We start from the raw sequence: 22,971 nt of genomic DNA, 5'->3' as shown, positions 1-22,971 counted from the left end.
TTAAATAGTATCGCTCTGATTTCAGGGGTATTGAGCTAATTATAGGAAAGAGTATGCTAAACCTATGAAGATCCAGTTTTTTGGTGCAGCAGGAGAGGTAACGGGCTCACGCCATTCGGTCGAGGTCATGTTGTCTGGAAGGCTAAGACATTTCATGGTTGACTACGGAATGTTTCAGGGTGGGCGCGAGGCAACAAATAAGAATCTTGAGCCATTACCATTTTCGCCAAAGGATCTTGATTGCGTGGTGCTAACACATGCGCATATCGACCATAGCGGTTTATTACCCCGTCTATGTGCTCAAGGTTTTTCAGGCGCTATTTATTGTACAAATGCCACCTTTGAATTATTGAAAATTCTTTTGCTGGATAGCGCCCATTTGCAGCGCTCAGATGTAGAGAGGGCAGAGAGAAAGATCAGGGCAGGCAAGTGGCATGGAGAGATTCCTGTTGCCTTATATTCTATTGAAGAGGTCGAAATGACCTTGAATCAGTTTCAGCCGCTCGATTATGGGCAGGTGACGGAATTGGCGCCGGGAGTATCCCTAGAGTTTCGTAATGCAGGTCATATATTAGGTTCTGCCATCGCCATAATGGATATCTCGGAGGATGGTGCCAAGAAAAAGCGTTGCGTCTTCTCCGGTGATATTGGTATGAAGGGTAAGGTCTTAATGCCTGATCCTGATTTGGTTAAGGATGCTGATGTAGTTGTTGTTGAATCGACCTATGGCGACCGTCTACACCGTAGTTTGCAAGATACTGAAGACGAGTTGGTTGAGGTGATTTCCTCAACTATGACCGCGCACGGCAATGTAGTGATGCCCGCCTTTGCGGTAGGGCGTACCCAAGAGATTTTATTTCTCTTGATTGACTTAGTTAAAAGAGGGCGTTTACCTCATTTAAGTATTTGGGTGGACTCACCAATGGCTACTGCAGCCACTCATTTAACCCAACATTTTTTCTCGCAATTGGATGGGAGCTCACAGGCAACTTTTACTTGGTTTAAAAATAACCAAGATGCTGTAGATCTTCGCTTCATTGCGGACGTGGAAGAGTCAAAAGCTCTGAATAAAGTTAAGGGTGGGGCAATCATTATTTCAGCGAGCGGTATGTGTGATGCTGGTCGCATAGTTCATCACTTAGCTAGTAATTTACCTCGCACGCAAAATGCTATTGTGATCACTGGATTCCAGGCGTACGGAAGTCTCGGTAGGCGTTTAGTGGACAAAGTGCAGAAAGTGCGATTGTTTGGTGAGGATGTTCCTGTTAAGGCCTCAATACATACGATTGGTGGATTGTCTGCCCATGCTGATCAAGCAGGCTTGTTAGATTGGCTTAGGGGATTTGAGCGGTCGCCAAAAACCGTTTTTGTAGTGCACGGTGAGCCTGAATCATCTTCTGTATTGGCTAAATGCATCAGGGATGAATTGCATTGGGAAAACGTCATTATCCCTGAGCATTTACATGCTTATCAGTGCTAATCTAATTAGCTTATTTAGTCGGCTACTTTTGCGCCTTGGATATTATGACGTTTCATGGCATCCGCTATAAAGCCAGATTGCTTTAACTCTGTAATGACGTTGCTTAAGTAGGCGCTAGTACTTTGATAGTTGGGCCTAGCCTTCGGTATGCCAATCGCTTGATTAATCACCATGAAACGACCGGGTAGCATGCGTAAGCCCTCATAGCGCTTGGCATCACTTTCTAGCTGTTGTTTTACGCCCGCTGCGACATTTCCTGCTCCAGACATGAAGTCATCAATCACTGCTTGTGAGCTTGCGGCTCTGAGTAGGGCAGCATTCTTAATCTCACGCGTAAGGTAGAGATCATAGGCGCTGCCTTTGCCAACTACGATTTCATTATCAGCGGCATCCACTTCATCATTCAGCTTTAATGGGGATGAGACTTTCACCATATAGGCCCCTTCAATTTGAATATAGGCTGGGGTATAGCTAATATCAGCGCCACGAACTGGATCGATCGCCACAAATACTAAATCGATTTCACCGGTCTTTACGGCATCGACTGTTGACCCCGCCGTTTTGAAGGGAATTAATTGCACAGGCAATGAAGTGCGCTTCCCGATCTCACTAGCGATATCAATCGTTACGCCATATAAATTTTTTGAGCTTGGATCTTCATTGGCAAGAATTGGATTGCCTAAATTAATGCCAACACGCAGAATACCGGTTGGTGCAAAGGAAGACAGAGTGGGCTGATCAATAGTTTTCATGGTCTTAGATGATTGACTAATAGCAAGTTGCGATACACACAAAAGTGCAAAATATAGGAGCGAGGAAAATATCAGCTTCATTAAAATATGGCGATAAAAAAACCGCGGCGGACCGCGGTTTTATAAGCAAAAGAAGAGATTACTTCTTAGCGTCAGCCGCAGGAGCCGCAGCAGGCGCTACTGGAGCAGCTGCAGGAGCATCTTTCTTTGCTTCTTCCATATGAGCAGCTTCTGCACCATGCTTTTCGCCGCCCATATCAACGTTACCGTCGCCTTTGAGGAGTAAGTAGGCAGTGGCACCAATTAAGACTAGTACCATAATGATGATTGAACGGTTGCTCATTGCTTTTCCTTCGATTTAGTTGAGATTCTAGCAATAGTAACTCGCCTTTAGCACCAGGTAAATCCCAATAATCCCTAGAGCACCTTATCTTCGATAGAACTAGGTATTAACACTAACTTAGTGTGCAGGTTAAGATTAGCTTATAGATACCCTCGAAGGTTGGAATATGAGTCCGAAACTCCCGATTAATAACTCACAGACCATTACTGATTTTTTAAATCTTCACAAGAGTCAAATAGCAGAAGATGATTCAGAAGATTCTTATAAGTTTGCTTTTGATGACGAAGCCTTTTTAGCTCGAAGAGAGACTATGGGCATTCGCTTTGAGTTGGAGTTACTTAAGCCTAATGTTCTGCTAAATGAGCAAGGTATTGAGCATACGATTACTGTCTTTGGTTCAACTCGATTTATTAGTCATGCTGAGGCATTGACTCTAAAGAAAAAAGCAAAGACTCCGGAGGAGATTACGGCTGCCAACAAAGCATTCTTACACAGCAGGTACTACGAGTCAGCCCGAGAGTTCGGGGCATTAGTAGCTCACTACAACGCCACTCAAGAGAGCAGCGCTAATAAGCTTCATGTTTGCACTGGAGGTGGCCCTGGAATTATGGAGGCCGCTAATCGAGGTGCATTTGAGGCGGGCGATAAAACCATTGGATTTAATATCAGCCTACCCAGAGAGCAGCAACCCAATGCATACCTCACTCCCGGCTTAAGTTTTCGCTTTCACTACTTCGCGCTGCGCAAGATGCACTTTATGTTGCGTGCTAGGGCGATCGTTGTTTACCCTGGAGGCTTTGGGTCCTTTGATGAGATGTTTGAGGTACTCACCCTCATGCAGACTAAGAAAGTGGTCCGCATCCCGGTGATATTGGTGGGTAAGGCCTACTGGAATGATGTGATTAACTTCAATCATATGGTGGAATTTGGAGTGATTGATGAGGAGGATATGCAAACCATTCACTTCTCTGAGACGGCCCAGGATGCTTGGCAGGTAATTCGGGATTGGTATCAATTGGGTTAATACACGCTCCCCTGTAAAATCCCCCTTATGAATCCTTCGCAAACTAGCATCGCTACATCTCTAGATCTTCCGGGCTATCTCTTGGGTGGGGTCATGCTCTCATTGGTTATGGTTTTTCATGGAGTAGTGCTGCTACAGGTTGCTAAGCGCTATGAAGTCAAAACTTTTCTATATTTGACTGAGAAAAAATACTCTGCAGTAGCTTTCTGTTTTTACGTGAGCGTCTTCTGCTTATTCTTAACTCATATCGCTGAAATACTGATTTGGGGCATTGCTTTGTATGTATTCAAGTTGCTACCTGCACTGGGGCAATGCATTCTATTTAGCGGTAGTACATATACAGCAATGGGGTTCATGGAGGATATTCTGCCCGATGGCTGGAAGATGCTGGCAGTTATCATCGCTTTTTCTGGAATGTTTGCCTTTGCATGGACTGCATCAGTCATGATCTCAATGACTAAGAACTTTCGCCAAGCCTATACCAAGCTTCACATGAGAAAACTCAATATCTCATCTGACATCATTGATCGTTTTGAGTAATCTATGAGTAAAACTTGGGATGCCATCATTATCGGTGGCGGAGCAGCCGGCTTATTTTGTGCAGGAGTTGCAGGACAGTTAGGAAAAAAAGTGCTTGTGCTGGATCACGCAGAGGTTCTGGGTGAGAAGATTCGCATTAGTGGTGGTGGTCGTTGCAACTTTACTAATTTACACAGCAGCCCGGCTAACTTCTTATCTCTCAACCAGCATTTTGTTAAAAGTGCGCTTGCTAGATATCCCTCATCCGAATTTATCAAACTGGTCACATCCCATGGCATTAATTACCATGAGAAACACCAAGGCCAATTATTTTGCGATGAGTCTGCTAAACAAATCATTGATATGTTGTTTGCAGAATGTGCCAAAGGAAATGTGACTATTCGTCATCCGGTATCTGTGCAATCAATTGAGCAAGAAGGCGATCGCTGGTTAATTCAAACGAACGCTGGCACTGAAAAATCCAAGTCAGTAGTCATGGCAACTGGAGGGTTGCCGGTGCCTGCCATTGGAGCAACGCCCTATTCATTGGATATTGCCAAGCAATTTTCCATGAATGTGATTGATCCTAGGCCCGCATTAGTACCGCTCTCATTTACTGCGGATAATTTCGGCGATCTCAGTGAATTAGCCGGTCTAGCTGTCCCAGTCAGAATTGCCTCTGGCTCTAAGGGCCATCGATACGGCGCCTGTAGATTTAATGAGGATTTGCTTCTGACGCACAAAGGCCTATCAGGTCCTGCGGTTCTTCAGGCAAGCAGTTATTGGGAAGAGGGCGAACCCATTCATATTGATTGGCTTGGGGCAATTGAGCGTCCTGGAGGATTTAATTGCGATGAGCTCTTTAACAATGATGAGAATCGCTTAAAGCTAACTGAAACGATTTTGGCTTCTGTACTTCCTCAGCGATTAGCTAAAGCATTTGCAGAGCAGCGTAATTTAATGGGCCGTAAATGGGCTGAGGTCTCCAAAAAAGATCGCCAAGCTCTTAAGGAGCTACTAACGAACTGGTCTGTAAAGCCAGCAGGTACCCTGGGCTGGAAAAAAGCAGAGGTAATGTTGGGTGGGGTGGATACCAAAGAGCTCGACGGGCAAACGATGATGTCGCGCAAGCATCCAGGATTATTCTTTATTGGTGAGTGCGTGGATGTCACTGGTCATTTGGGGGGACACAATTTTCAGTGGGCTTGGGCAAGCGGTTTTGCTTGCGCACAATCCCTATAAAGCCCGCAAATCAGGGCTTACTTCGACTGTCTTTTCTTTTCACGTGAGCGGATATTTAAAAGCTCAACCGATAAAGAAAATGCCATAGCAACGTAGACATAGCCTTTAGGAATGTGAACACCCATTCCTTCTGCGATGAGTACCACGCCTACAACAGTCAGGAATGACAAGGCCAGCACTTTAATAGAGGGGTGGCGCTGAACAAAATCTCCGATGGGCTTAGCGGCAATGAGCATGATAAGTACCGAAGCAAGGACTGCTGCGATCATGACACTAATTTGATCAACCATACCTACAGCTGTAATCACGCTATCCAGAGAGAAAATAATATCTAGTAAGCCAATTTGTAAAACAGAGCCAATAAATAAAGAGAACATTGACTTGGCGCCGTCCTTCCCTGGGGAGTCGCTTTGCTCGTCACCATGCTCACCCACTTCTATTTCAATATAAATTTCTTTAGAGGCTTTCCAGATGAGAAAGAATCCACCGAGCAATAGGATTAAATCTCTACCGCTAATCAGGTGGTCAGAAATGCTGAAGAGGGGGTTGGTGAGGCCCATTACCCACGACAAGCTAAGCAATAAAAGAATGCGGGTGACCAATGCAAATAAAAGGCCAAAGCGGCGAACTTTCTCCCGAATTTCAGAGGGGAGTCTGTTGGCGATAACGCTAATAAAAATGATGTTGTCAATGCCGAGAATAATTTCAAGGGCAGAGAGAGTCAGAAAGGCAATCCAAGTATTGGGATCACTCAGGAGTTGCATAGAACTTTCAATCATTTTCTACTTTACAAATGTGGTCTTAAGGTAAAGTGTATCCAAGTAAATTCAATGCAGCCCTTTATGTACAAGTCCATACAAGTTATCAGGATATTTTTGCTGATTGCAGTCGCATTTTTAGTAATTAATCCAGCTAATGGGGCATATCCTGATAAGCCCATCAAGATCATTATTGGCTTCCCTGCGGGCGGCCCCCTGGATGCTCATATTCGTCTTTTGGTTGACAAGCTGCAATCTTCTTTAGGTCAAACCGTCATTGTGGATTACAAGGCTGGGGCTGGGGGTGCGGTTGGCGCTCAGTTTGTTGCTCAATCTCCGGCTGATGGTTATACCGTGCTGCTGGCAAATACGGGAACGATGGTCATTAATCCTGCGATCTACACCAAGTCACCCTATGACACCTTAAAAGATTTTCAACCTGTTGCTAGAACAGCTCAGCAACCTCTTGCCTTAATTGTGAACAAGGATGTTCAGGCTAACACCCTGAAGGAGTTTGTGGCTTATGCAAAAGCAAATCCAGGAAAACTGAACTATGGCTCCGCTGGTAATGGCGGAATTTCTCATTTAGTTCCAGAGATGCTTAAAAGTGAGACTGGAATTTTTATGGTGCATATTCCATTCAAAGGAAGCGCCCCTGCCTTTACCGATTTGATTGCAGGTCATGTGCAATTTATGGCGGAGTCTGTTCCGCAAGCAGCTAATTACGCCAAACAGGGGAAGGTAAAGGCATTAGCTGTAACTAGTGCGAAACGTAATCCTGCTTTACCTAACGTCCCCACGGTAATTGAAACTGGAGTTGCCAATCTAGATGTTGTCGGGTTTTACGGGGTCTTAGCGCCCAAGGGAACGCCACCGGAGGCTGTAAATAAACTGAGCCAAGCATTTAAGGAAACACTCGAATCTCCAGAGGTTCAGAGAAAAATGATTGATCAGGGTGCTGATCCAGCTTATTTAAACGCCGAACAATTTACTAAGTTTCTTACGGCGGAAATGCCGCGCTGGGCAAAAGCCGTTAAACAAGCGGGAGCAAAGCTCGACTAATCGAATGATTAGTTGGCTTGGTTTCTCATCCAATCTGCAGTGTTTAGAAAAGACTCCTCGAGTTGCTTCGCAGCATTGCCAGATATCCCGCACTCTTCCATTGCTTTATACATGCACGCAAGCCATTGATCTCGCTCTTTTAAGCCAATCTTGAATGGTAGATGTCGTGCCCTAAGCATAGGGTGACCATACTTGGGAGAGTAAATATCGGGACCCCCCATCCAGCCGGTAAGGAAAAATTTCAACTTTTCTCTAGATCCTGAAAGATCCTGGGGGTGCATGGACCGTAGATCCTGAAAATGGGGCTCTAAAGCCATTAAATCGTAAAAACGATCTACTAATTCATCAACCTTGTCGATTCCGCCGATAGCGTCATAAATGGATTGTCTCTCAGTCATACCCTCATTTTAATGCCTGAATTTAGGGGCATTGGCAGTTCATCTATTTCGGTATAGAGTTAAACATCAAAGCCTTATTAAACCTTGTTTACAGGAGTGTAAAAATGGATGCAAAAGATCTTCAAAAGTGGCAACAAGAAAAAGCTAAGGAGCTGTTTGAATACTCACATAAGCTACTGGATGCCGCCAAACAGTTGGGCGAGCATCATATTGCTGAAATGGAGTGGGGCATGAAAAATGCCCTTGATAGCGCCAAGTCAGCCGCTAAGAACGATTTAGCTAAATTAAAAGACCTACAAGAAGAGGCAGCAAAAGAAACCGCCAAGCGTGCTGCAGTCTATCAAAAGAAGGTGAAGTCAGTTCTCAAAGATATTGGCGAGAGTGCTGCCGATGAAACTGAAAAGCATTTGGAAAAGGTTCGCAGTTCTTTAGTGGGCTGGCTGGAGGATGCTGAAAATAAATTACCAAGTCACGCAGATAAGCTCTCTAAGGTTGTAAACGAAATGTCTACAACCGGGCAGAAGATGTTTAAAGAAGGGCGCCGCATTGTTAACCAAGTTGCCGAGACTGCTGAAAAGAATATCGATGACTTAGTTAAAAAATCCGGAGGCAAGAAGAAATCTGAATAGTATCGATCTCTAATATTGCAAAACAGAAGGCCGCCCCAGAATTGGGGCGGTTTTTTATTTCCAGCCCTGCAACCATAATTCGCTATTGGTGAGATCACGCCAAGCAATTTGCGTAGTTTGCTTAGAGTAGACCGCCTCAATTTCGACGAACTCAATTTTTTCGTTTGGTGGCTCGGGTAGGATTACTTTACTGACGAGAAAATGCTTTTGCTTGGCAATCGGTTTAACTGCAGTCCATTTGGTGAGGAGTAATTTCTTGGGGCTGAGTCGATTCATCGTTGATGCATTCCTATGCTTTTTATAAGGCAGTGCACTGATATTCTTGACCTTTGGTCAGAAGCAGTCCTGAGGAGGTTGTAAATACAGTCTTCGATTGATCGGTTTGGCCTGAGCATTTTTCGTCAAAGTAGCTTTGAGCACCCAAACTGCCGCAATAATCCAGTACTGCCCCCTTAAATTCCATTTGGGCCTTTCGAAGCACCATAGGAATCTTGGATTCAGAAGGGGAGTTACAGCTCCAAGTGGTATACGTCTCTCGTCCACAGGCGCTTAGCCCAAGAAGGGTCGCAAAGTAGATTACTAGGTGAATTAGGGAGGGGATTTTCAAGGGTCTCACCACTAGAGGATAGCGATATTTCCAATATTTCGCCTAAGAACTGGGTTTGGTATTAATATTTACGGCAGATTGTTTAATAAACAACGTATTAGTATTAATAAAACATTAAAAAAAATATTGAAGGAGACGCTGTGGATACAAATCGGAGAGATGCGCTTAAATTGGGTGCATCTGCTGCTATGAGCGGCATGTTTATTTCTAATGCACTTGCTGCTGCTGATGGCCAGCCGCCGATTGTGGTGGAGCCGTTGACTGGTAAAGCAGGCCTTAGAATTGCCAACTATCTGCCAAAAATGGGCGCCACCTCAAGATTGGGTTTGGTCACCAATGACGGCATGGTGGTTGATATCCCTGCGGAAGCTGCTCGTCAAAAGGTGCAGCTCTCATTTGATCCTACTTCAATGATTTCATTAGCTAGTTCTGGCAACAAAGGCTTGCTAGAGTTGGCGACATTATTTAAAGGTCGTAGTAGTAATTTGGCAAATGTAAATACAGTGATTTTGTTGTCACCTATTCCCAAGCCACAAAGCAATATTTATTGTGTGGGCTGGAATTACCTTGACCACTTTGAAGAGGGTCTCAAGCATCGTGCTGATACTGCTGTAAAAGAGTATCCAAAGGTTCCCGTGCTATTTACTAAAGGTACGCAAACCATGAATGGCCCATTCGACAACATTCCTTATGACGCTGGCATTTCCACCATGATTGACTGGGAAGCTGAGCTAGCAGTGGTGATTGGTAAAAAGGGTAAGAATATTTCTGAAGAAAATGCAATGGACTATGTCTTTGGCTATTCTGCCTACAACGACACTACAGCGCGTGATATTCAGCAAAAACGCCAGTCCGGTCAATGGTTTAAAGGCAAGAGTATAGATGGTCACGGCCCGATGGGTCCCTGGGTTGTTACTGCAGGTGGCGTCAATTTGGAGGACACTCGCATTATTTGCCGTGTGAATGGCGTTGAAAAACAAAACGCTAGTTACAAGCAAATGTATTTCAAGATCCCAGCAATTATTGCTGAGCTATCGCGTGGCCTAACCTTGCTACCTGGCGATATCATTGCGACCGGCACTCCATCTGGGGTTGGCGCAGGAAGAACTCCTCAGGAGTTTATGAAGCCGGGTGATGTCATGGAAACAAACATCACCGGCATCGGCATCATCCGCAACAAGATTGCTTAACTGATAACTCAGTAGGCATTCAGAACAACAGCAAGGACCTAAAGAACCCAGAAGTGATGGGTTCCGTCCTTGCCCAGTTGTTCCACTAAGCCAAACTCCCAGTCAAGATAGGCCTGCATCGCTGCAGGATCTACGCTAGTGCCTTCATATGGGCGCTTATAGCGATCTAAAGGAGGGGATGCTAAATGACTCGGACCTTTCTCCTGATCTAAGCCTGCTTTTATCCAGGCGGCATTGCCACCCTCTAAAACGAGTACCTCGGCTTCAGTCAACGCTTGCACTTCCTGGGCAGCAAAAAGACTTAATTCAGCTGGTGAGCTGGTAATGACATAGCGATCTACCTGAGGAATTTTTTTCATTGCTTCAGCCAGTTGTGAGCGTAGGGCATACCAGCTTCCAGGAATATGTCCTTTAACGTAGTTGGCATGTGTGCTGAAATCGATTGCAATCGTATTGCTATCGCTCTTAAGCCAATTGGATGCCGTCACTGCGTCAACACTCTCTATTGTTGGAAGATTGGGCAGGGGGGTCTTCCAGACTCCTTTTTCGGTGAGATCGGAGACATTGACTCCATCGAGAACGTAAATATCCCAAGCCATTTGCGCCAACCAAGATGCGGGCATATTGGCGCGTACTCCGCCACCACTAGGGTCTACTAAAACTACCCGAGCACCACGAACTGGGGCAACCATCTCAGTTTCTTGTACGAGCTGCCCGCCTGGCACTGATCTAAAGCCAGGAAGATGACCTGCTTCATATTCATCAGGGGTGCGCGTATCAAAGAAATAAGTAGTTCGATCAGATTGCGCCTTCCATGTCTGTACATCACTAAGGCTGGCACGCTTGACACCTGCCCGATCAGCAACACTGCGAGCGCGGACCGCTGCTTCGTTTCTAGTGTCGTCGCTGACTTCCTGAAACTTTCTGCTTTGCCCCTTATCTAACTCTTGGCCGGCAAGTGTCCAGCCAATCGTACCGTTACGTAAGGCATTCACTTCATTTGGAATGCCGGCATTAATCAGCGACTGCGTGCCGATAATGCTACGGGTTCTGCCTGCGCAGTTCACAATGACCTTTGTCTTTGGATTAGGCGCTAATTCTGGGAGACGCAGCACTAGCTCTGCCCCTGGAACGCTGATGCCTGTTGGAATACTCATTGTGTTGTATTCATCAAAACGGCGCACATCTACAACCACAACATCTTCCTTGTTGTCGATTAATTGTTTTACTTCTTGTGCCGATAGGGAGGGGGTGTGACGCTTGGACTCCACAAATTCACCAAATGACTTACTGGGAACATTAACGTCTTTAAATACCTCACCACCAGCCGATTTCCAGCCTTGAACGCCACCATCGAAAACAGATACATCGGTGTAGCCAAGATTGATAAAGCGTTGCGCGGCTAATTGAGCAAAACCTTCGCCATCATCTAGAGTGACGATGGGCGTGGTTTTCTTCGGCAGCTTTGCATAAGCATCAATCTCTACTCTAGAAAAGGGGAGGTTGGCAGCAAAGAGGGGGTGCTCTTGTGCGTGAGGATCTTCCTCGCGCACATCTAAAAATGCAATCTCTTCTTTATTGAGAAGTTTGTTGCGAACAAAGGAATAATTTTTGGTTTGAATGGTCATGCTGTCTCTTGAATTTTTAATTTAATGAATATCTTTTAGTCTAACTTGGCGCCGGATTTTTTGACTACCTCACCCCAGCGCACCACCTCTTGATTGATGTAGGCGGCCAGTTCAGGGCGCGTCATCTTAGGCACGCTTGCACCCATAGCTGCCCAGCGCTCCTTAATATCAGGTGAAGCAAGCGCTATCTGCGTTTCGGCACTCATCTTGTCGACAATGTCTTTGGGTGTTCCCTTGATTGCCCACAAAGCATACCAACTAGATACGATGAAATTAGAGATTCCCAACTCTTGAGCAGTTGGGACATTTGGAAATGCATCCACTCTTTTGGGGGTTGCAACAGCAACTGCAATAAGCTGACCATTTTTATGGTGCTGCACCTGCCAAGGTATCAAACATCATATCCACTTGACCTGCAACAAGATCCTGAAGGGCAGGACCTGTTCCGCGATAGGGAATGTGGGTGATGAATAATTTGTTTTGCAGCTTAAAGAGTTCGCCTGTTAAATGCTGCGAAGTGCCATTGCCTGTAGAAGCGTAGTTATATTTTCCTGGGTACTTCCGAATCTCCGCCATGATGGATTTCAAATCATTTTTTGGAAACTTGTTTGGGTTCACAACAATGACATGAGGAACGCTAGCAATCATTGCGACTGGCTCAAAATCCTTGGTGATGTCATATGAGAGGTTTGTATACATGCTTGGGGCAATGGAGTGATGCACTGCACCAAGAAGCCAGGTATAGCCATCCGGTGCCATTTTTGCTGCAACTGCGGCACCCAAGGTTCCACCTGCACCGCCCCGGTTATCAACCACGATCGCGTCATTTAGCTGTGTTGAGAGCTGCTTTGCTAAAGGGCGTCCAAAGGCATCCACAGCCCCGCCTGGTGGGAAGGGGTTAATAAAGGTAATTGGCTTGTTAGGGGCCGGCCAAGAGCTAGTTTGGGCACTAGCGGACAGCCCAATGAGGCTCCCGACCAGTATTGCCAGGATATTTCTGAACATTATGTGTCTCCAGTGTATTTATAAGATTTATAGGTCTATTTTGGCTTAACCCCGCAATATAAGAGTTATCCCTGATTTAGGGAGCGATTTTCTATGGTTTTTATAGGGATATACTGACCGGGCTGTCAGTATAAATATTCATTTGTTAATAGGAGATGAGATGTCACAACACGATACATTGTTGGCTGCTTTTGAAACTTACAAAGCTGAAAACGAAAAATTTATTGAAAAAGGTATTAAGGCATCTGCTGCTCGCGCACGTAAGGCCTTGCAAGAAATCGCTGGTGCCTGCAAGGAGCGTCGTAAAGAAATCACGGCCGCTAAAGAAGCGATGGAAGCTAAGAAGTAATTCTCACTCCAGACTGATTGATAAGCCTAGCTTTTTCGAGCTAGGCTTTTTTATTGGCAAATTACATATTCAATATTCTTTTTAGATGACAACGCTAAACAGGGTTAGCTTCATTGCCTTGCTGCGAATGGGTACTAGCGCTTGATATTCAGGGCTAGTAGCCCAAGCATGAGCATCCTGTACTTCAGGAAACTCGAGTTCCACAAAAGTACTAAAGGGTGCAATCCCCAATTCATTCCAAAACTGTTCCGCAACTGAACCGCGGTTTTTGATGGAGCCCTGATAGAGTTCAACTGTTTGACCCACTTGGGAGCGATATTGTTCAAATGCGCCTTGATCCATGAGCTCCATTAATCCAATAACTTTTACCATCACGACTCCTTAAATAGATTGCCGAATGCTAAGAGAGTATATCCACGCTATAGTTAGGACATGAATACTGAGCAATTTCAGCTGCTGCTTCAGCAGGACGGATTTCCTGAGCCGGTAGAGGTGCAGCAAGTCCCTAACGGTCAGCTTGGCAATCACGAGCATCCTTTTGAAGTGAGGGCGCTAGTAATTGAGGGTAGTATTGAAATCACCATTAATGGAAAGAGTAGTGCCTACAAGACTGGTGATGTTTTTGAGCTAGGATTTAAAGAGGTGCATTCTGAGTCCTATGGACCTGAGGGAGTGAAATACCTGGCCTCTAGAAAACAATAAACAATAAACAATATTAAGAAATTGAGAATGATATGAAAATTGGATTTATTGGGCTTGGCAATATGGGCTTACCAATGGCTCTGAATTTATTACAAGCAGGGCATCAAGTTACAGGCTTTGATTTAGTGAAGAGTCAGCTTGATGTCTTTGCAGCCGCAGGGGGTAGTGTTGCAACTAACGCCAATGACACCGCAAAAGATGCCGATGTATTGATCAGCATGTTGCCAGCTTCTCGCCATGTCGAGGGTTTATATCTTGGTGATGCTGGTTTATTGGCAAGTGCAAATCCTAAAACACTACTGATTGATTGCTCAACGATTTCACCTAAGGTGGCTCAAGCAGTTGCTATCGCTGCTAAGGCAAAAGGCTTTGCCATGATTGATGCCCCAGTCTCAGGCGGGACTGCAGGTGCGCAAGCAGGCACTTTAACGTTTATGGTTGGCGGCGAAGAAAGTGCTGTTGAGTGCGCGCGCCCTTTATTAGAAAAGATGGGTAAGAATATCTTTCATGCCGGGGGCAATGGAGCGGGTCAGACCGTCAAAGTCTGCAACAACATGATGTTAGGCATTCAGATGTTAGGAACGAGTGAGGCGCTGCGTTTGGGCATCGCGAACGGCATGGATCCTAAAGTACTGTCTGACATCATGTCCAAGAGTTCGGGCCGCAACTGGGCTTTGGAGCTATATAACCCTTGTCCCGGCGTAATGGAAAACGTGCCTTCTTCAAAAGGTTACGCCGGTGGTTTTGGTGTGGATCTCATGCTTAAGGACTTAGGCTTGGCGGTAGAGAATGCAGAAAATCTCGATGCTAGTATTCCCCTCGGAAAATTAGCGCAGCAACTTTACGATAATCACAGCAAAGCAGGTAATGGCCAGCTGGATTTCTCAAGCGTCTTTAATTTAAAAAATAAATAATGAGACCCTTCGTAGATCAACCAAATCAGGTCTGGATCATGTCAATAAGCTAAACACAAGTTGTTTTAGCGACTAAAACTTCTTTTGGGTTGACTGCTGCGCTTGGCAGGAGCTTTCTTCGCTTGAGTTCCGCCTGCGCCAGCAGGTCTTGGTTTGCGAGATTGCTGGTGTTGCTGACTGCGCAGCTGAATCGGTTGAGCCACGGCATTTGGATCTGGTTCAAAACCGGCAATCACTTCTTGCGGTAGCTTTTGTTTAATGAGTTTCTCAATATCTCTGAGCATCTGATGTTCATCAACGCACACCAGAGAGACTGCTACACCATTTGAGCCTGCGCGACCAGTACGACCAATGCGATGTACGTAATCTTCAGAAACGTTTGGCAGGTCGTAGTTCACTACGTGAGGGAGTTGGTCAATATCAATACCGCGTGCAGCAATGTCGGTAGCAACTAATGCAGTTAATTTACCAGCCTTGAAATCAGCCAATGCTTTGGTACGAGCGCTTTGGCTTTTATTGCCATGAATAGCCATACTAGTGATGCCATCATTTTCTAACTGAGTAACCAGCTTATTCGCGCCATGCTTGGTACGCGTAAAGACCAGTACCTGCTTCCAGTCGTTGGTCTTAATGAGATGGGCTAGTAGAGGGTGTTTCTTGGTTCTATCAACCGGATGAATCAATTGGGCAATGGCTTCATTAGCACTATTACTACGAGCCACCTCAATCAACTCAGGCGAATTGAGCAAGCCGTCTGCTAATTGTTTAATTTCAGTAGAAAAGGTTGCTGAGAATAAAAGATTTTGACGCTTCTTGGGCAAGGCGGCTAAGATCTTTTTAATATCACGTAAGAAGCCCATATCAAGCATACGGTCGGCTTCATCGAGCACTAAAATTTCGATGTCATTGAGTGAGACACAATTTTGTGACATGAGATCCAATAGGCGACCAGGTGTGGCTACCAAAATATCCAAGCCACCAGCAATCGCTTTAATTTGCGGATTAGCGCCAACACCGCCAAAAATCACAGTGGACTTCAAGCCAGTGTATTTGCCATAAGTCACAACAGACTCTTGGACTTGAGCGGCTAATTCTCGTGTTGGCGTCAGAATGAGTACGCGTAACAGACGTTTGCCTGAGCTAGGCTTTGAAGAGGTGAGGCGCTGCAGAATGGGGAGTGTAAAACCGGCAGTTTTTCCTGTGCCCGTTTGTGCGGCAGCTAAAAGATCGCCGCCTTTTAAGACAGCGGGAATCGATTTTGCTTGAATCGGGGTGGGGCTGGTGTAGCCTTCTTCAGCAATAGCGCGAAGAATGGGTTCTGATAAACCAAGATCTGTGAATAACATAGGGGCCAATAAAGTATTGACCCGTATTCAATTAAACGACTATCCCGGTCAATGGGGTGAGCTGCCACGCTAGGGCGTTTGCAGTAAGAGCTCCTATTTTAAGTCATCAACCCCAAAAGCTGATTAATTAGAGAATTACGCTGGATTCCAGAGGTTGGGCACGAGAGTATTGGCATAACCGGAGACAAATGACTTTTCTGCACCAGTTGCAGGATCAAATACCGAGCGATGAATACGGCCAATATTGCCTCCATACACATGAATGCTGATCGAAGTCTTGTCGCTTAAGCTATTTTCGACTACGTGAATGTCGTGCGTATCTGGAGATACGGTATCCACGTGACCAGGCAAACTAACGCATGCCTTACCCGCTTTAAAGCTGGCATCAGCTTGTCGATAGTATGGGGTGCCTGTTTCTTGGCCACGCAACTGACCGATCATTCCCCATGCCGTGTGATTGTGTAGCGGTGTTTTTTGGCCTGGTCCCCAAACGAAACTCACCACAGAGAATCGATCCAAGGGGTCGGCATATAAAAGGTATTGCTGGTAATACTGCGGATGGGGTTTGGTGAACTCTTCTGGTAACCAATCATCCACTGCAATTAGTTTCTCTAATAATTTCTTGCCTTTCGTAAAAATAATCTCTTCGCCTGGCTTTTGCTCAAGTAGCAGGCTGAGTTCTTTAACAAAGGTCAGTAATTTTCCATTAGACATATTGCTCTCCATTGCCAATATCACTCAGCAAGAAATAATCCATCAGGCCATGCCTTAGGTTTAAGGGTATTGGTATCGACGCAGACGATATGCAATACCGCGCTGGCAATGGTTTCTAAATCATCACTCCCAAGAACTTTTCTCTGCGCAGTTTGTTTTACTGATATCTGAGTGCGACCGCGATGCTCAATTACCTGATCAATGTAAAGAATGTCATCCAAGCGACCTGGCTTATAGAAGTTCATGGTGAGTTCACGCACAGGCATCACGATATTGAGTTCGTTAACTAGTTTGGTAGGGCTTAAGCCTCTTTGTGCAAGCCACTCTGCACGGCTGCGTTCAAAAATCTCTAGATAACGGCCGTGATAGACAAAGCCTGCTGCATCTGTATCCGAGTAGCAGACTCGATGGGTATAAGTAGAGACGGCGGGATTTGGATTGTGGATGGTTGTCATTGATCGGTAAAACTAGTTGGGCAATAAGAGAATCATATTACGATGAGTAATCCCAGCTTCGCTGTAAGTAGACCCCTGTGTCTGAAAGCCTAGTTTTTCATAGAAGGGTATAGCGTTTACTTGGGAGTGCAAGACGATAGACTCCGCTCCTTGAGATCGGGCTAGATGAACTAACCTCTCTAGGATTTGCCTTCCTACCCCCTGATTTCTGAATTGGGCTAAGACAGCCATGCGTCCAATTTGAAATAATCCGCCGCCTAAATCAACCAATCGGCCGGTGCCAATACAGTGCGCTGCTTGGTAGGCTAGGGCATGGGCCGCAGAGGGGTCAAATTCGTCTAATTCAAGCTTTGCTGGAACCTTTTGCTCCCGTATGAAGACCTCTTGACGCACCAAAAAGGCGTCCTCCTCAGCTTCTTTCCAGGGTTTAGTCAGTATTTCCAAGATTCCCAGCGCCTCCAAGTGCCAATTTCAACCTAATTTACCAAATATCGACGGGAGTGAGGATGGTTCGATTCCATACAAAAACTGCCCCATTCCATGGTTACAATGAATTGTGGCTCTAGATTGAGCTCGTCCAAAACCTTTTACTCAATTAGGAGTTATCTTGAAGAAATCTTTATTAGCTAGTTTGTTTGCTGCAGTAGGCGTTACCTTTGCAAGTTCTGTTTTTGCACAACTGCCCGCAAAGATGTTGCCTTTAGCTGCTGATGTTGTAGTTTTGAGTGCAACAGTTGATTCAGTAGATGCTAAAAAACGCATCGTTGTATTGAAAGATGCTAATGGTAATTTGGCGCAGATGAATGTTGCTAAATCTATCAATGATTTAGATAAGGTTAAGAAGGGCGACGTATTCTTGGTTGAGCATGCACAGGCAGTTGCTGTTGGCTTAACTGCTGTTGGTAAAGATCAGAAGCCAGGTGTTTCAGGTGTGCGCTCTGTTGTGATCGCTGGCAAAGGTTCTGCTAAGCCTTTCGAAGAGACTACAGAAACTGTTTACGCAACTGTAAAGATCTCAACAATTGATCAAAAGACACGTATCGTAACTTTCACATTGCCAAGCGGCGAGAAGCAAAAAGTTAAGGTAGACCCAGCTGTTTTAGGTCTTGAGAAATTCAAAGCTGGTGATGACGTCATGGTTGAGTTTGTTGACGACACAGCTATTGGTTTCGTAACACCAAAGAAATAAGTCTTCAAGTAACGAATAACTGGGTAGTACGCTAGTTATGAAAAAGCCCGCAGATGCGGGCTTTTTTCTTGATGGAGCCAGGATTATTTCTTGGCATTCGGGAAAAAGAGTTGCTCGCCATCAATCTTGTAGCTGGCAATAGCATCTTGTCCGTTTTTGGAAATGAGCCAGTCAATAAATTCTTGACCCTGAGCTTTTTTCACATGAGGAAACTTTGCTGGGTTTACTAGCATCACACCATATTGGTTAAATAGCTTTGGGTCGCCTTGAACAAGAATGACTAGATCACCGCGGTTCTTAAAGCTGAGCCAAGTAGCGCGGTCAGCCAAAATGTAGCCGTTCATGGCAGAAGCAGTATTAAGGGCTGGGCCCATACCGGAGCCTGTTTCTTTATACCAAGATTGACTGGAGGAAGGGGTGATGCCCACACCTTTCCAGTAACGAAGTTCTGCAGCATGAGTCCCACTTTTGTCTGCACGCGATATAAACGGGGCTTGAGCTGAAGAAATTTTTTGTAGGGCTACTTGAATATCTTTACCACCACCGATTTTTGCTGGATCTGATTTAGGTCCAATGAGGACGAAGTCGTTGTACATCACTTCGTAGCGTTTAGTTGAAAAGCCTTCCTCAACAAACTTTTCTTCAGCAGGTTTGTCATGAACAAACACCACGTCCGCATCGCCGCGACGGCCAATATCTAATGCCTGCCCTGTTCCAACAGCTACTACCTTGACTTCAATACCTGTCTTCATCTTAAAGATGGGCAATATGTAATTGAAAAGACCGGATTGTTCAGTGGAGGTAGTGGATGAGACCACAATACTTTTTTCTTGGGCACAAACCTGGGCGGAAAAAATGGAGAGGGCAATGGAAATGGCGGGGAGTAGTTTGCGAATCAAGTTGTTCATAGCATGGCTCAAAGTAGTTGATTAAAGGTTTATGATCGTATACATTATTACTTATTGAATATGCAAAATATTACACATGCAAATCGAAGTACGACCAACTCTCATTGTTAAAACCAAAGTTGATGGAAAAAGCTCCATTGACCTGATATGGCTATCTCAGTTGTTAAAAGACATTGGTCGGGGCAGATCCTTGGTGGTTGCCAGCAAAAAATCGGGCACCTCTTATAGGGGTGCTTGGGGCAAGCTGAATCAGGCCGAAGAAGCTTTGGGTATGCCGCTGATTGTTAGAACCAAGGGTCATGGATCAATATTGACTGAGTTTGGTAAATTTTTAATTCAGTTTATTGGGGATATGCAGGCAGGATATTCAAAGCATGAAGCTCAATACCATGACGTGCTGCAAAAAGAAATTAAGAAAATACAAAAGTCAGAAAGTCTTCGTTGGAAATTTTTCTCTAGTAGTGATTCGGTGATTCAAAAGGCGGCTACTGAAGTAAGTGGGATAGATCTAAAAATTGCCGGTTCAGGTGAATCTTTGGAAAGGCTGCTGAATAATGAAGCGCATATTGCTGGCTACCACGTCTCTAATCAGAAGAGCTCAAAAGCAATTTATCAGCGCTTATCAAAAAATGGTATTGAAATTTATCCGGTAATGAAGCGAACCCAGGGGTTGATTGTGAGGAAGGGGAATCCCCTGCATATTCGATCTATAGAAGATTTAGTTAGTAAAAAAGTGCGCTTTATTAATCGCCAGATTGGCTCAGGCACTAGACTCCTATTGGATACCTTGCTCATGGAAGAGGGCATTGACCCATTGGAGATTGATGGATATCTGGCCGAAGAATTTACTCACTCTGCTGTCGCTAATGCCATTTTGGCTGGAAAAGCGGATGTAGGTTTGGGGGTAAAGAATATTGCCTTAGAAAATGGCCTTGGTTTTGTGCCACTCAAGGATGAAATTTTCTTTATTGCCATGAACAAGGAGATGGCCGCACAATCGGAATCATCTAAGTTGATTCGTAAGATTCGAAGTTCCTCTGGAGAGACGCCGGGATATAAGGCGGTCAGTTTAAATAGACAAATTCAGGAATGGTTATAGTTTTATTTTGGGCCGTCAAAGAAACATCAATCCACTAGAATGGATTTCATGAGAACCACGCGCCTACTGGCTTTATTTTCGGCATTCCTTTTTTCCATTGGCACTGCCTTTGCGCAGATTTCCACTATTGCAGTCGCCGCCAATATGAAAGATGCATTTATAGAGATTGCTGCTGCATACAGAGCCACGGGTAAGTCCGAGCCCAGGGTGGTCTATGGATCATCCGGTAACTTCGCCACACAAATCATGAATGGGGCGCCATTTAATTTATTTATTGCTGCTGATGAGCAGTTCCCACTAGAGCTATTTAGGAATGGCAGAACAATAGATGAAGGGGTAATTTACGCTATTGGTAAGTTGGCCATCATCACTAAAACTTCTTCTGATATTCGTTTGCTAGATAGCAAGACAGAAATTGCCAAGGCTATTGGAAAGGCAAATAAGATAGCTATCGCAAAGCCTGAACTTGCACCTTACGGTAAGGCGGCAGTTGAGTATTTAAAGGCGGAGGGACTTTGGGGGCTAGCTAAAGATAAGCTGGTTTATGCAGACAATATTGGTGCAGCTACAGCTTATGTAATGAGCGGTGCAGCGGATATTGGTTTTACTGCACTTTCTCTAGCTAAGTCGCCTGAGGTGGCGAAGCAAACGAGCTTCTTTTTAGTTGATACAAGGCTGTATGAGCCCATTAAACAGCGCATGGTGTTAATAAAGGGCGCGCCTCAAGAGTCAGTGGACTTGTATCGTTTTATACAAGGGCCTCAGGCCAAATCTATCTTACTAAGGTATGGCTACACCACACCTTAGTTGCTGATTACTTAGGTGCCCTCATGTATTGGAGCATCTCTTGTAAAGCTTCTTTTGGCGACTTCTCTAGCTGCTCCACCACGGCATCATAGTCTTGGGCTGGACGATTCTGACTTAGCTTAAATTTGCCAACCAAACTGCTGATCTCAATCTCGATGCCAATAATGGCTTTGAGCATCAATTGCACGTATTCTTCTGGGGCATCATCTAGCTTCCATGTCGATTGATATGTAGGCTCATGAAGATTGGTCATTTGTGAGACATGGCTTCTTAGCCACTGCGCATCCTCAATCAGTTTGATGCTACCTTCTGCATGAACTGCAGCATAGTTCCATGTAGGCACCACTTTCCCGCTTTCTTGTTTCGATGGATACCAAGATGGGGTCACATAAGCGTTCGGCCCATTAAAAATTGCTGTAATAGATGTGTTGCTGCTGCTCGCAACTTTAACGAGCGGATTCATTTTGGCGACATGTCCATAAAGCTTAGTTTTGTCTGCGCTTAACATGAGGGGCAGGTGGTTAATTTCAAAATGACCATCTAGATTCGCAACGATAGTCGCTAATGGGTATTCAGAAATCAGCTGCGCTAATACGGTTTGATCTTCAACTAAAAAATGTTTTGGTAAGTACATAAGGGTTTAAGCAGAATGGGTAAATGGTTGTATTTAATAAGAACATAGCAGAGATTGAGGCCTTTTTCTTAAAATTCGTACTCTACCTGCATTCTGATGGTGTTTTTTGGTGATGCTGTGGTGGTTCCCCAAAGGTAGGCTACGTTGTATTTCAAGGCCTCCTTGCGACCCAGTTTGGTTTTCCCAAAAATGGCTGGCCCCGCACTAGATTGTTGTTGTTCATTGGTATTCCAGTTGTTAACCTGTCCCAGCCACGAATAAATCTGTGCTCCAAGCTCAAGCTCTGGCTGAAGGCGATACTTCACCTGACCCTGATAGCCGAAATAGGTGCCTTGATTTTCGGTGCCTGTGTAATGTCCTTGCATTAGGATGTTCAGGTTGGCAACCCACTTTTTCCATTCGCTTTGAAATAAGAATCCATATTTCGCTTCATAGCCTTCATTGCGGTTTTGGGGGCGCTCTAGCTCGAGCAGGAAGCCAATATCGACTGGGTATTTTCCAGTTTCTGTTAACTGAAATTTATTCTCCCATTCCACTGCATCAAATTGGGAGTTAGTGCCATCCCAAATAACTTTCCCATAGATCTCAGTGAACCACCATGAGTTCACGCCATAACCAAAGCCAATGGAGGCGCCTGATTGTCTGTTGTCTTCTCCGCTTCTTGGAGTTTGAGTTCCAAACTTCGTATCTATCTCTCTTTCACCTTCTTCCACTCTTGGGGTGTAGATGTAATCTGCTGGCCCACTTAAGTACTCGCCAGCGTAAACAGAAGTACTTGCGCAGAAGAGGGCGATCCATAAATATCGCGACAGTAAATATTGATGCTTCATTATTTAACCCTCACTACGCCTTGAGCGGTTTCAGGGCTAAATTCACCTTCAAACTTATATACGCCAGGACTTAAAGGTCCGATGTAGAAAGAGGCTTTGCTGTTGGCTTTGATTAATACTTCTCTGTTGAGGTCGTAGCTTTCAAATTCCTCTGGAGTGTCATCCAGGTTTTCAATCGTCAGTTTTACTTTGGTGTCGGCAGGGACATCGATTTCTGATGGTGAAAATCGCCCATTTTTAATTGAAATCTGGATGTCATTGCTTGCTGCAATGGAGATATTTGTCAAATTTAACAACAAGAAAAATCCGATAAGTAACTGTTTTGTATGAGTATTTTTCATGTATTAGGGTATATATAAATGAGAACTATTCTCAAGTATAAGGTAT

At 44.9% G+C, this 22,971-nt stretch carries 28 protein-coding genes and 1 pseudogene; 13 read left to right on the top strand and 16 right to left on the bottom strand.

The features are described 5' to 3' along the window. Nucleotides 1-64 precede the first annotated feature (64 nt). Nucleotides 65-1,480 (top strand): MBL fold metallo-hydrolase RNA specificity domain-containing protein, encoded by a 1,416-nt coding sequence (locus ICN39_RS03980; protein ID WP_216232793.1) that lies wholly within the window; start codon nt 65-67, stop codon nt 1,478-1,480. A 14-nt stretch (nt 1,481-1,494) separates the two neighbouring features. Here ICN39_RS03980 and ICN39_RS03975 read toward each other — a convergent pair whose 3' ends face one another. Together ICN39_RS03975 and ICN39_RS03970 are read right to left on the bottom strand one after the other, a co-directional pair. Then, on the bottom strand, nt 1,495-2,232 hold the full coding sequence (locus tag ICN39_RS03975; RefSeq protein ID WP_216232792.1) for an ABC transporter substrate-binding protein: 738 nt from the start codon (nt 2,230-2,232) through the stop codon (nt 1,495-1,497). Between the two features lie 139 nt (nt 2,233-2,371). Continuing rightward, entirely contained in the window at nt 2,372-2,575 is a 204-nt protein-coding gene (locus ICN39_RS03970) for a hypothetical protein (protein ID WP_216232791.1), read from the bottom strand. Between the two features lie 166 nt (nt 2,576-2,741). Here ICN39_RS03970 and ICN39_RS03965 point away from each other — a divergent pair, with 166 nt between their 5' ends. From ICN39_RS03965 to ICN39_RS03955, 3 genes are read left to right on the top strand one after another with little or no spacing between them, the layout of a single operon-like run. Next, complete coding sequence (locus ICN39_RS03965; RefSeq protein ID WP_216232790.1) at nt 2,742-3,599, top strand: TIGR00730 family Rossman fold protein; 858 nt, start codon at nt 2,742-2,744, stop codon at nt 3,597-3,599. Between the two features lie 27 nt (nt 3,600-3,626). Further along, nucleotides 3,627-4,139 carry a hypothetical protein gene (locus ICN39_RS03960; RefSeq protein WP_216232789.1) on the top strand — a complete coding sequence of 171 codons (513 nt, stop codon included), beginning with the start codon at nt 3,627-3,629 and terminating at the stop codon, nt 4,137-4,139. A 3-nt stretch (nt 4,140-4,142) separates the two neighbouring features. Next, entirely contained in the window at nt 4,143-5,360 is a 1,218-nt protein-coding gene (locus tag ICN39_RS03955; RefSeq protein WP_216232788.1) for an aminoacetone oxidase family FAD-binding enzyme, read from the top strand. A gap of 17 nt (nt 5,361-5,377) precedes the next feature. Here ICN39_RS03955 and ICN39_RS03950 read toward each other — a convergent pair whose 3' ends face one another. Further along, a complete protein-coding gene (locus ICN39_RS03950; RefSeq protein ID WP_216232787.1) occupies nt 5,378-6,139 on the bottom strand; it encodes a TerC family protein in 762 nt (253 codons plus the stop codon). Nucleotides 6,140-6,235: 96 nt separating this feature from the next. On the opposite strand from ICN39_RS03950, the gene ICN39_RS03945 reads away from it, so the two are divergent. Further along, entirely contained in the window at nt 6,236-7,180 is a 945-nt protein-coding gene (locus ICN39_RS03945) for a tripartite tricarboxylate transporter substrate binding protein (RefSeq protein ID WP_255532280.1), read from the top strand. 8 nt (nt 7,181-7,188) lie between these two features. On the opposite strand, the gene ICN39_RS03940 is transcribed toward ICN39_RS03945, so the two are convergent. After that, nucleotides 7,189-7,578 carry a group II truncated hemoglobin gene (locus ICN39_RS03940; protein WP_216232785.1) on the bottom strand — a complete coding sequence of 130 codons (390 nt, stop codon included), beginning with the start codon at nt 7,576-7,578 and terminating at the stop codon, nt 7,189-7,191. A 104-nt stretch (nt 7,579-7,682) separates the two neighbouring features. Between ICN39_RS03940 and ICN39_RS03935 the strand changes: the two genes are divergently transcribed. After that, nucleotides 7,683-8,207, top strand: a complete 525-nt coding sequence (locus tag ICN39_RS03935; RefSeq protein WP_216232784.1) for a hypothetical protein — start codon at nt 7,683-7,685, stop codon at nt 8,205-8,207. A gap of 54 nt (nt 8,208-8,261) precedes the next feature. Here the strand turns inward: ICN39_RS03935 and ICN39_RS03930 are convergent, their stop codons facing one another. Continuing rightward, complete coding sequence (locus ICN39_RS03930) at nt 8,262-8,483, bottom strand: TIGR02450 family Trp-rich protein (protein ID WP_072582941.1); 222 nt, start codon at nt 8,481-8,483, stop codon at nt 8,262-8,264. Nucleotides 8,484-8,954: 471 nt separating this feature from the next. Between ICN39_RS03930 and ICN39_RS03925 the strand changes: the two genes are divergently transcribed. After that, nucleotides 8,955-10,004: a fumarylacetoacetate hydrolase family protein gene (locus tag ICN39_RS03925; RefSeq protein WP_216232783.1), complete on the top strand. Its 1,050-nt coding sequence runs from the start codon at nt 8,955-8,957 to the stop codon at nt 10,002-10,004. Between the two features lie 38 nt (nt 10,005-10,042). On the opposite strand, the gene ICN39_RS03920 is transcribed toward ICN39_RS03925, so the two are convergent. Continuing rightward, the gene (locus ICN39_RS03920) at nt 10,043-11,632 is read right to left on the bottom strand and encodes a rhodanese homology domain-containing protein (protein ID WP_216232782.1); all 1,590 of its coding nucleotides are present in this window, start codon (nt 11,630-11,632) and stop codon (nt 10,043-10,045) included. Between the two features lie 35 nt (nt 11,633-11,667). After that, nucleotides 11,668-12,637, bottom strand: a pseudogene (locus ICN39_RS03915) (Bug family tripartite tricarboxylate transporter substrate binding protein). Between the two features lie 160 nt (nt 12,638-12,797). Between ICN39_RS03915 and ICN39_RS03910 the strand changes: the two are divergent. Continuing rightward, a complete protein-coding gene (locus tag ICN39_RS03910; RefSeq protein WP_028819023.1) occupies nt 12,798-12,986 on the top strand; it encodes a hypothetical protein in 189 nt (62 codons plus the stop codon). 81 nt (nt 12,987-13,067) lie between these two features. Here ICN39_RS03910 and ICN39_RS03905 read toward each other — a convergent pair whose 3' ends face one another. Next, the gene (locus ICN39_RS03905; RefSeq protein ID WP_216232781.1) at nt 13,068-13,358 is read right to left on the bottom strand and encodes a DUF1330 domain-containing protein; all 291 of its coding nucleotides are present in this window, start codon (nt 13,356-13,358) and stop codon (nt 13,068-13,070) included. Between the two features lie 60 nt (nt 13,359-13,418). Here ICN39_RS03905 and ICN39_RS03900 point away from each other — a divergent pair, with 60 nt between their 5' ends. Together ICN39_RS03900 and mmsB are read left to right on the top strand one after the other, a co-directional pair. Then, on the top strand, nt 13,419-13,688 hold the full coding sequence (locus tag ICN39_RS03900; RefSeq protein WP_216232780.1) for a cupin: 270 nt from the start codon (nt 13,419-13,421) through the stop codon (nt 13,686-13,688). Between the two features lie 32 nt (nt 13,689-13,720). After that, nucleotides 13,721-14,602, top strand: a complete 882-nt coding sequence (mmsB, locus tag ICN39_RS03895; protein WP_216232779.1) for a 3-hydroxyisobutyrate dehydrogenase — start codon at nt 13,721-13,723, stop codon at nt 14,600-14,602. A 65-nt stretch (nt 14,603-14,667) separates the two neighbouring features. Here the strand turns inward: mmsB and ICN39_RS03890 are convergent, their stop codons facing one another. From ICN39_RS03890 to ICN39_RS03875, 4 genes are all read right to left on the bottom strand, one after another. Beyond that, nucleotides 14,668-15,948 (bottom strand): DEAD/DEAH box helicase, encoded by a 1,281-nt coding sequence (locus ICN39_RS03890; protein ID WP_216232778.1) that lies wholly within the window; start codon nt 15,946-15,948, stop codon nt 14,668-14,670. Nucleotides 15,949-16,083: 135 nt separating this feature from the next. Then, nucleotides 16,084-16,662 carry a hypothetical protein gene (locus ICN39_RS03885; RefSeq protein WP_304609621.1) on the bottom strand — a complete coding sequence of 193 codons (579 nt, stop codon included), beginning with the start codon at nt 16,660-16,662 and terminating at the stop codon, nt 16,084-16,086. Nucleotides 16,663-16,682: 20 nt separating this feature from the next. Further along, complete coding sequence (locus ICN39_RS03880; RefSeq protein WP_216232776.1) at nt 16,683-17,117, bottom strand: YbgC/FadM family acyl-CoA thioesterase; 435 nt, start codon at nt 17,115-17,117, stop codon at nt 16,683-16,685. 12 nt (nt 17,118-17,129) lie between these two features. Then, the gene (locus ICN39_RS03875; protein WP_255532279.1) at nt 17,130-17,561 is read right to left on the bottom strand and encodes a GNAT family N-acetyltransferase; all 432 of its coding nucleotides are present in this window, start codon (nt 17,559-17,561) and stop codon (nt 17,130-17,132) included. 163 nt (nt 17,562-17,724) lie between these two features. On the opposite strand from ICN39_RS03875, the gene ICN39_RS03870 reads away from it, so the two are divergent. Beyond that, nucleotides 17,725-18,306 carry a hypothetical protein gene (locus ICN39_RS03870; RefSeq protein WP_255532278.1) on the top strand — a complete coding sequence of 194 codons (582 nt, stop codon included), beginning with the start codon at nt 17,725-17,727 and terminating at the stop codon, nt 18,304-18,306. A gap of 83 nt (nt 18,307-18,389) precedes the next feature. On the opposite strand, the gene ICN39_RS03865 is transcribed toward ICN39_RS03870, so the two are convergent. Continuing rightward, a complete protein-coding gene (locus ICN39_RS03865) occupies nt 18,390-19,214 on the bottom strand; it encodes a substrate-binding domain-containing protein (RefSeq protein WP_216232775.1) in 825 nt (274 codons plus the stop codon). 76 nt (nt 19,215-19,290) lie between these two features. On the opposite strand from ICN39_RS03865, the gene ICN39_RS03860 reads away from it, so the two are divergent. Beyond that, on the top strand, nt 19,291-20,313 hold the full coding sequence (locus ICN39_RS03860) for a substrate-binding domain-containing protein (protein WP_216232774.1): 1,023 nt from the start codon (nt 19,291-19,293) through the stop codon (nt 20,311-20,313). A gap of 48 nt (nt 20,314-20,361) precedes the next feature. After that, nucleotides 20,362-21,120: a molybdate ABC transporter substrate-binding protein gene (gene modA / locus ICN39_RS03855; protein ID WP_216232773.1), complete on the top strand. Its 759-nt coding sequence runs from the start codon at nt 20,362-20,364 to the stop codon at nt 21,118-21,120. Nucleotides 21,121-21,127: 7 nt separating this feature from the next. Here the strand turns inward: modA and ICN39_RS03850 are convergent, their stop codons facing one another. The 3 genes from ICN39_RS03850 to ICN39_RS03840 all read right to left on the bottom strand — a co-directional run bounded on the left by ICN39_RS03850 (nt 21,128) and on the right by ICN39_RS03840 (nt 22,925). Further along, nucleotides 21,128-21,754 carry an FMN-binding negative transcriptional regulator gene (locus tag ICN39_RS03850; protein WP_216232772.1) on the bottom strand — a complete coding sequence of 209 codons (627 nt, stop codon included), beginning with the start codon at nt 21,752-21,754 and terminating at the stop codon, nt 21,128-21,130. 68 nt (nt 21,755-21,822) lie between these two features. Beyond that, the gene (locus ICN39_RS03845) at nt 21,823-22,584 is read right to left on the bottom strand and encodes a hypothetical protein (RefSeq protein WP_216232771.1); all 762 of its coding nucleotides are present in this window, start codon (nt 22,582-22,584) and stop codon (nt 21,823-21,825) included. Beyond that, entirely contained in the window at nt 22,584-22,925 is a 342-nt protein-coding gene (locus ICN39_RS03840; protein ID WP_216232770.1) for a cupredoxin domain-containing protein, read from the bottom strand. The genes ICN39_RS03845 and ICN39_RS03840 overlap by 1 nt, the downstream gene beginning before the upstream one ends. Nucleotides 22,926-22,971 lie beyond the last annotated feature (46 nt).

Origin of the sequence: Polynucleobacter sp. AP-Reno-20A-A9 (assembly GCF_018882085.1) — a bacterium.
Lineage (GTDB): Bacteria > Pseudomonadota > Gammaproteobacteria > Burkholderiales > Burkholderiaceae > Polynucleobacter.
This window is presented reverse-complemented; position numbering and strand designations above follow the sequence as displayed.

Bases quoted from the DNA above. Each gene is read 5' to 3' on its own strand.
- ICN39_RS03920 (WP_216232782.1), bottom strand. From the start codon at position 11,632: ATGACCATTCAAACCAAAAATTATTCCTTTGTTCGCAACAAACTTCTC.
- modA (WP_216232773.1), top strand. From the start codon at position 20,362: ATGAGAACCACGCGCCTACTGGCTTTATTTTCGGCATTCCTTTTTTCC.
- ICN39_RS03880 (WP_216232776.1), bottom strand. From the start codon at position 17,117: ATGACAACCATCCACAATCCAAATCCCGCCGTCTCTACTTATACCCAT.
- ICN39_RS03885 (WP_304609621.1), bottom strand. From the start codon at position 16,662: ATGTCTAATGGAAAATTACTGACCTTTGTTAAAGAACTCAGCCTGCTA.
- ICN39_RS03940 (WP_216232785.1), bottom strand. From the start codon at position 7,578: ATGACTGAGAGACAATCCATTTATGACGCTATCGGCGGAATCGACAAG.
- ICN39_RS03980 (WP_216232793.1), top strand. From the start codon at position 65: ATGAAGATCCAGTTTTTTGGTGCAGCAGGAGAGGTAACGGGCTCACGC.
- ICN39_RS03965 (WP_216232790.1), top strand. From the start codon at position 2,742: ATGAGTCCGAAACTCCCGATTAATAACTCACAGACCATTACTGATTTT.
- ICN39_RS03865 (WP_216232775.1), bottom strand. From the start codon at position 19,214: ATGAACAACTTGATTCGCAAACTACTCCCCGCCATTTCCATTGCCCTC.
- ICN39_RS03975 (WP_216232792.1), bottom strand. From the start codon at position 2,232: ATGAAAACTATTGATCAGCCCACTCTGTCTTCCTTTGCACCAACCGGT.
- ICN39_RS03900 (WP_216232780.1), top strand. From the start codon at position 13,419: ATGAATACTGAGCAATTTCAGCTGCTGCTTCAGCAGGACGGATTTCCT.
- ICN39_RS03970 (WP_216232791.1), bottom strand. From the start codon at position 2,575: ATGAGCAACCGTTCAATCATCATTATGGTACTAGTCTTAATTGGTGCC.
- ICN39_RS03930 (WP_072582941.1), bottom strand. From the start codon at position 8,483: ATGAATCGACTCAGCCCCAAGAAATTACTCCTCACCAAATGGACTGCA.
- ICN39_RS03950 (WP_216232787.1), bottom strand. From the start codon at position 6,139: ATGATTGAAAGTTCTATGCAACTCCTGAGTGATCCCAATACTTGGATT.
- ICN39_RS03935 (WP_216232784.1), top strand. From the start codon at position 7,683: ATGGATGCAAAAGATCTTCAAAAGTGGCAACAAGAAAAAGCTAAGGAG.
- ICN39_RS03845 (WP_216232771.1), bottom strand. From the start codon at position 22,584: ATGAAGCATCAATATTTACTGTCGCGATATTTATGGATCGCCCTCTTC.
- ICN39_RS03860 (WP_216232774.1), top strand. From the start codon at position 19,291: ATGCAAATCGAAGTACGACCAACTCTCATTGTTAAAACCAAAGTTGAT.
- ICN39_RS03850 (WP_216232772.1), bottom strand. From the start codon at position 21,754: ATGTACTTACCAAAACATTTTTTAGTTGAAGATCAAACCGTATTAGCG.
- mmsB (WP_216232779.1), top strand. From the start codon at position 13,721: ATGAAAATTGGATTTATTGGGCTTGGCAATATGGGCTTACCAATGGCT.
- ICN39_RS03960 (WP_216232789.1), top strand. From the start codon at position 3,627: ATGAATCCTTCGCAAACTAGCATCGCTACATCTCTAGATCTTCCGGGC.
- ICN39_RS03910 (WP_028819023.1), top strand. From the start codon at position 12,798: ATGTCACAACACGATACATTGTTGGCTGCTTTTGAAACTTACAAAGCT.
- ICN39_RS03955 (WP_216232788.1), top strand. From the start codon at position 4,143: ATGAGTAAAACTTGGGATGCCATCATTATCGGTGGCGGAGCAGCCGGC.
- ICN39_RS03905 (WP_216232781.1), bottom strand. From the start codon at position 13,358: ATGGTAAAAGTTATTGGATTAATGGAGCTCATGGATCAAGGCGCATTT.
- ICN39_RS03890 (WP_216232778.1), bottom strand. From the start codon at position 15,948: ATGTTATTCACAGATCTTGGTTTATCAGAACCCATTCTTCGCGCTATT.
- ICN39_RS03840 (WP_216232770.1), bottom strand. From the start codon at position 22,925: ATGAAAAATACTCATACAAAACAGTTACTTATCGGATTTTTCTTGTTG.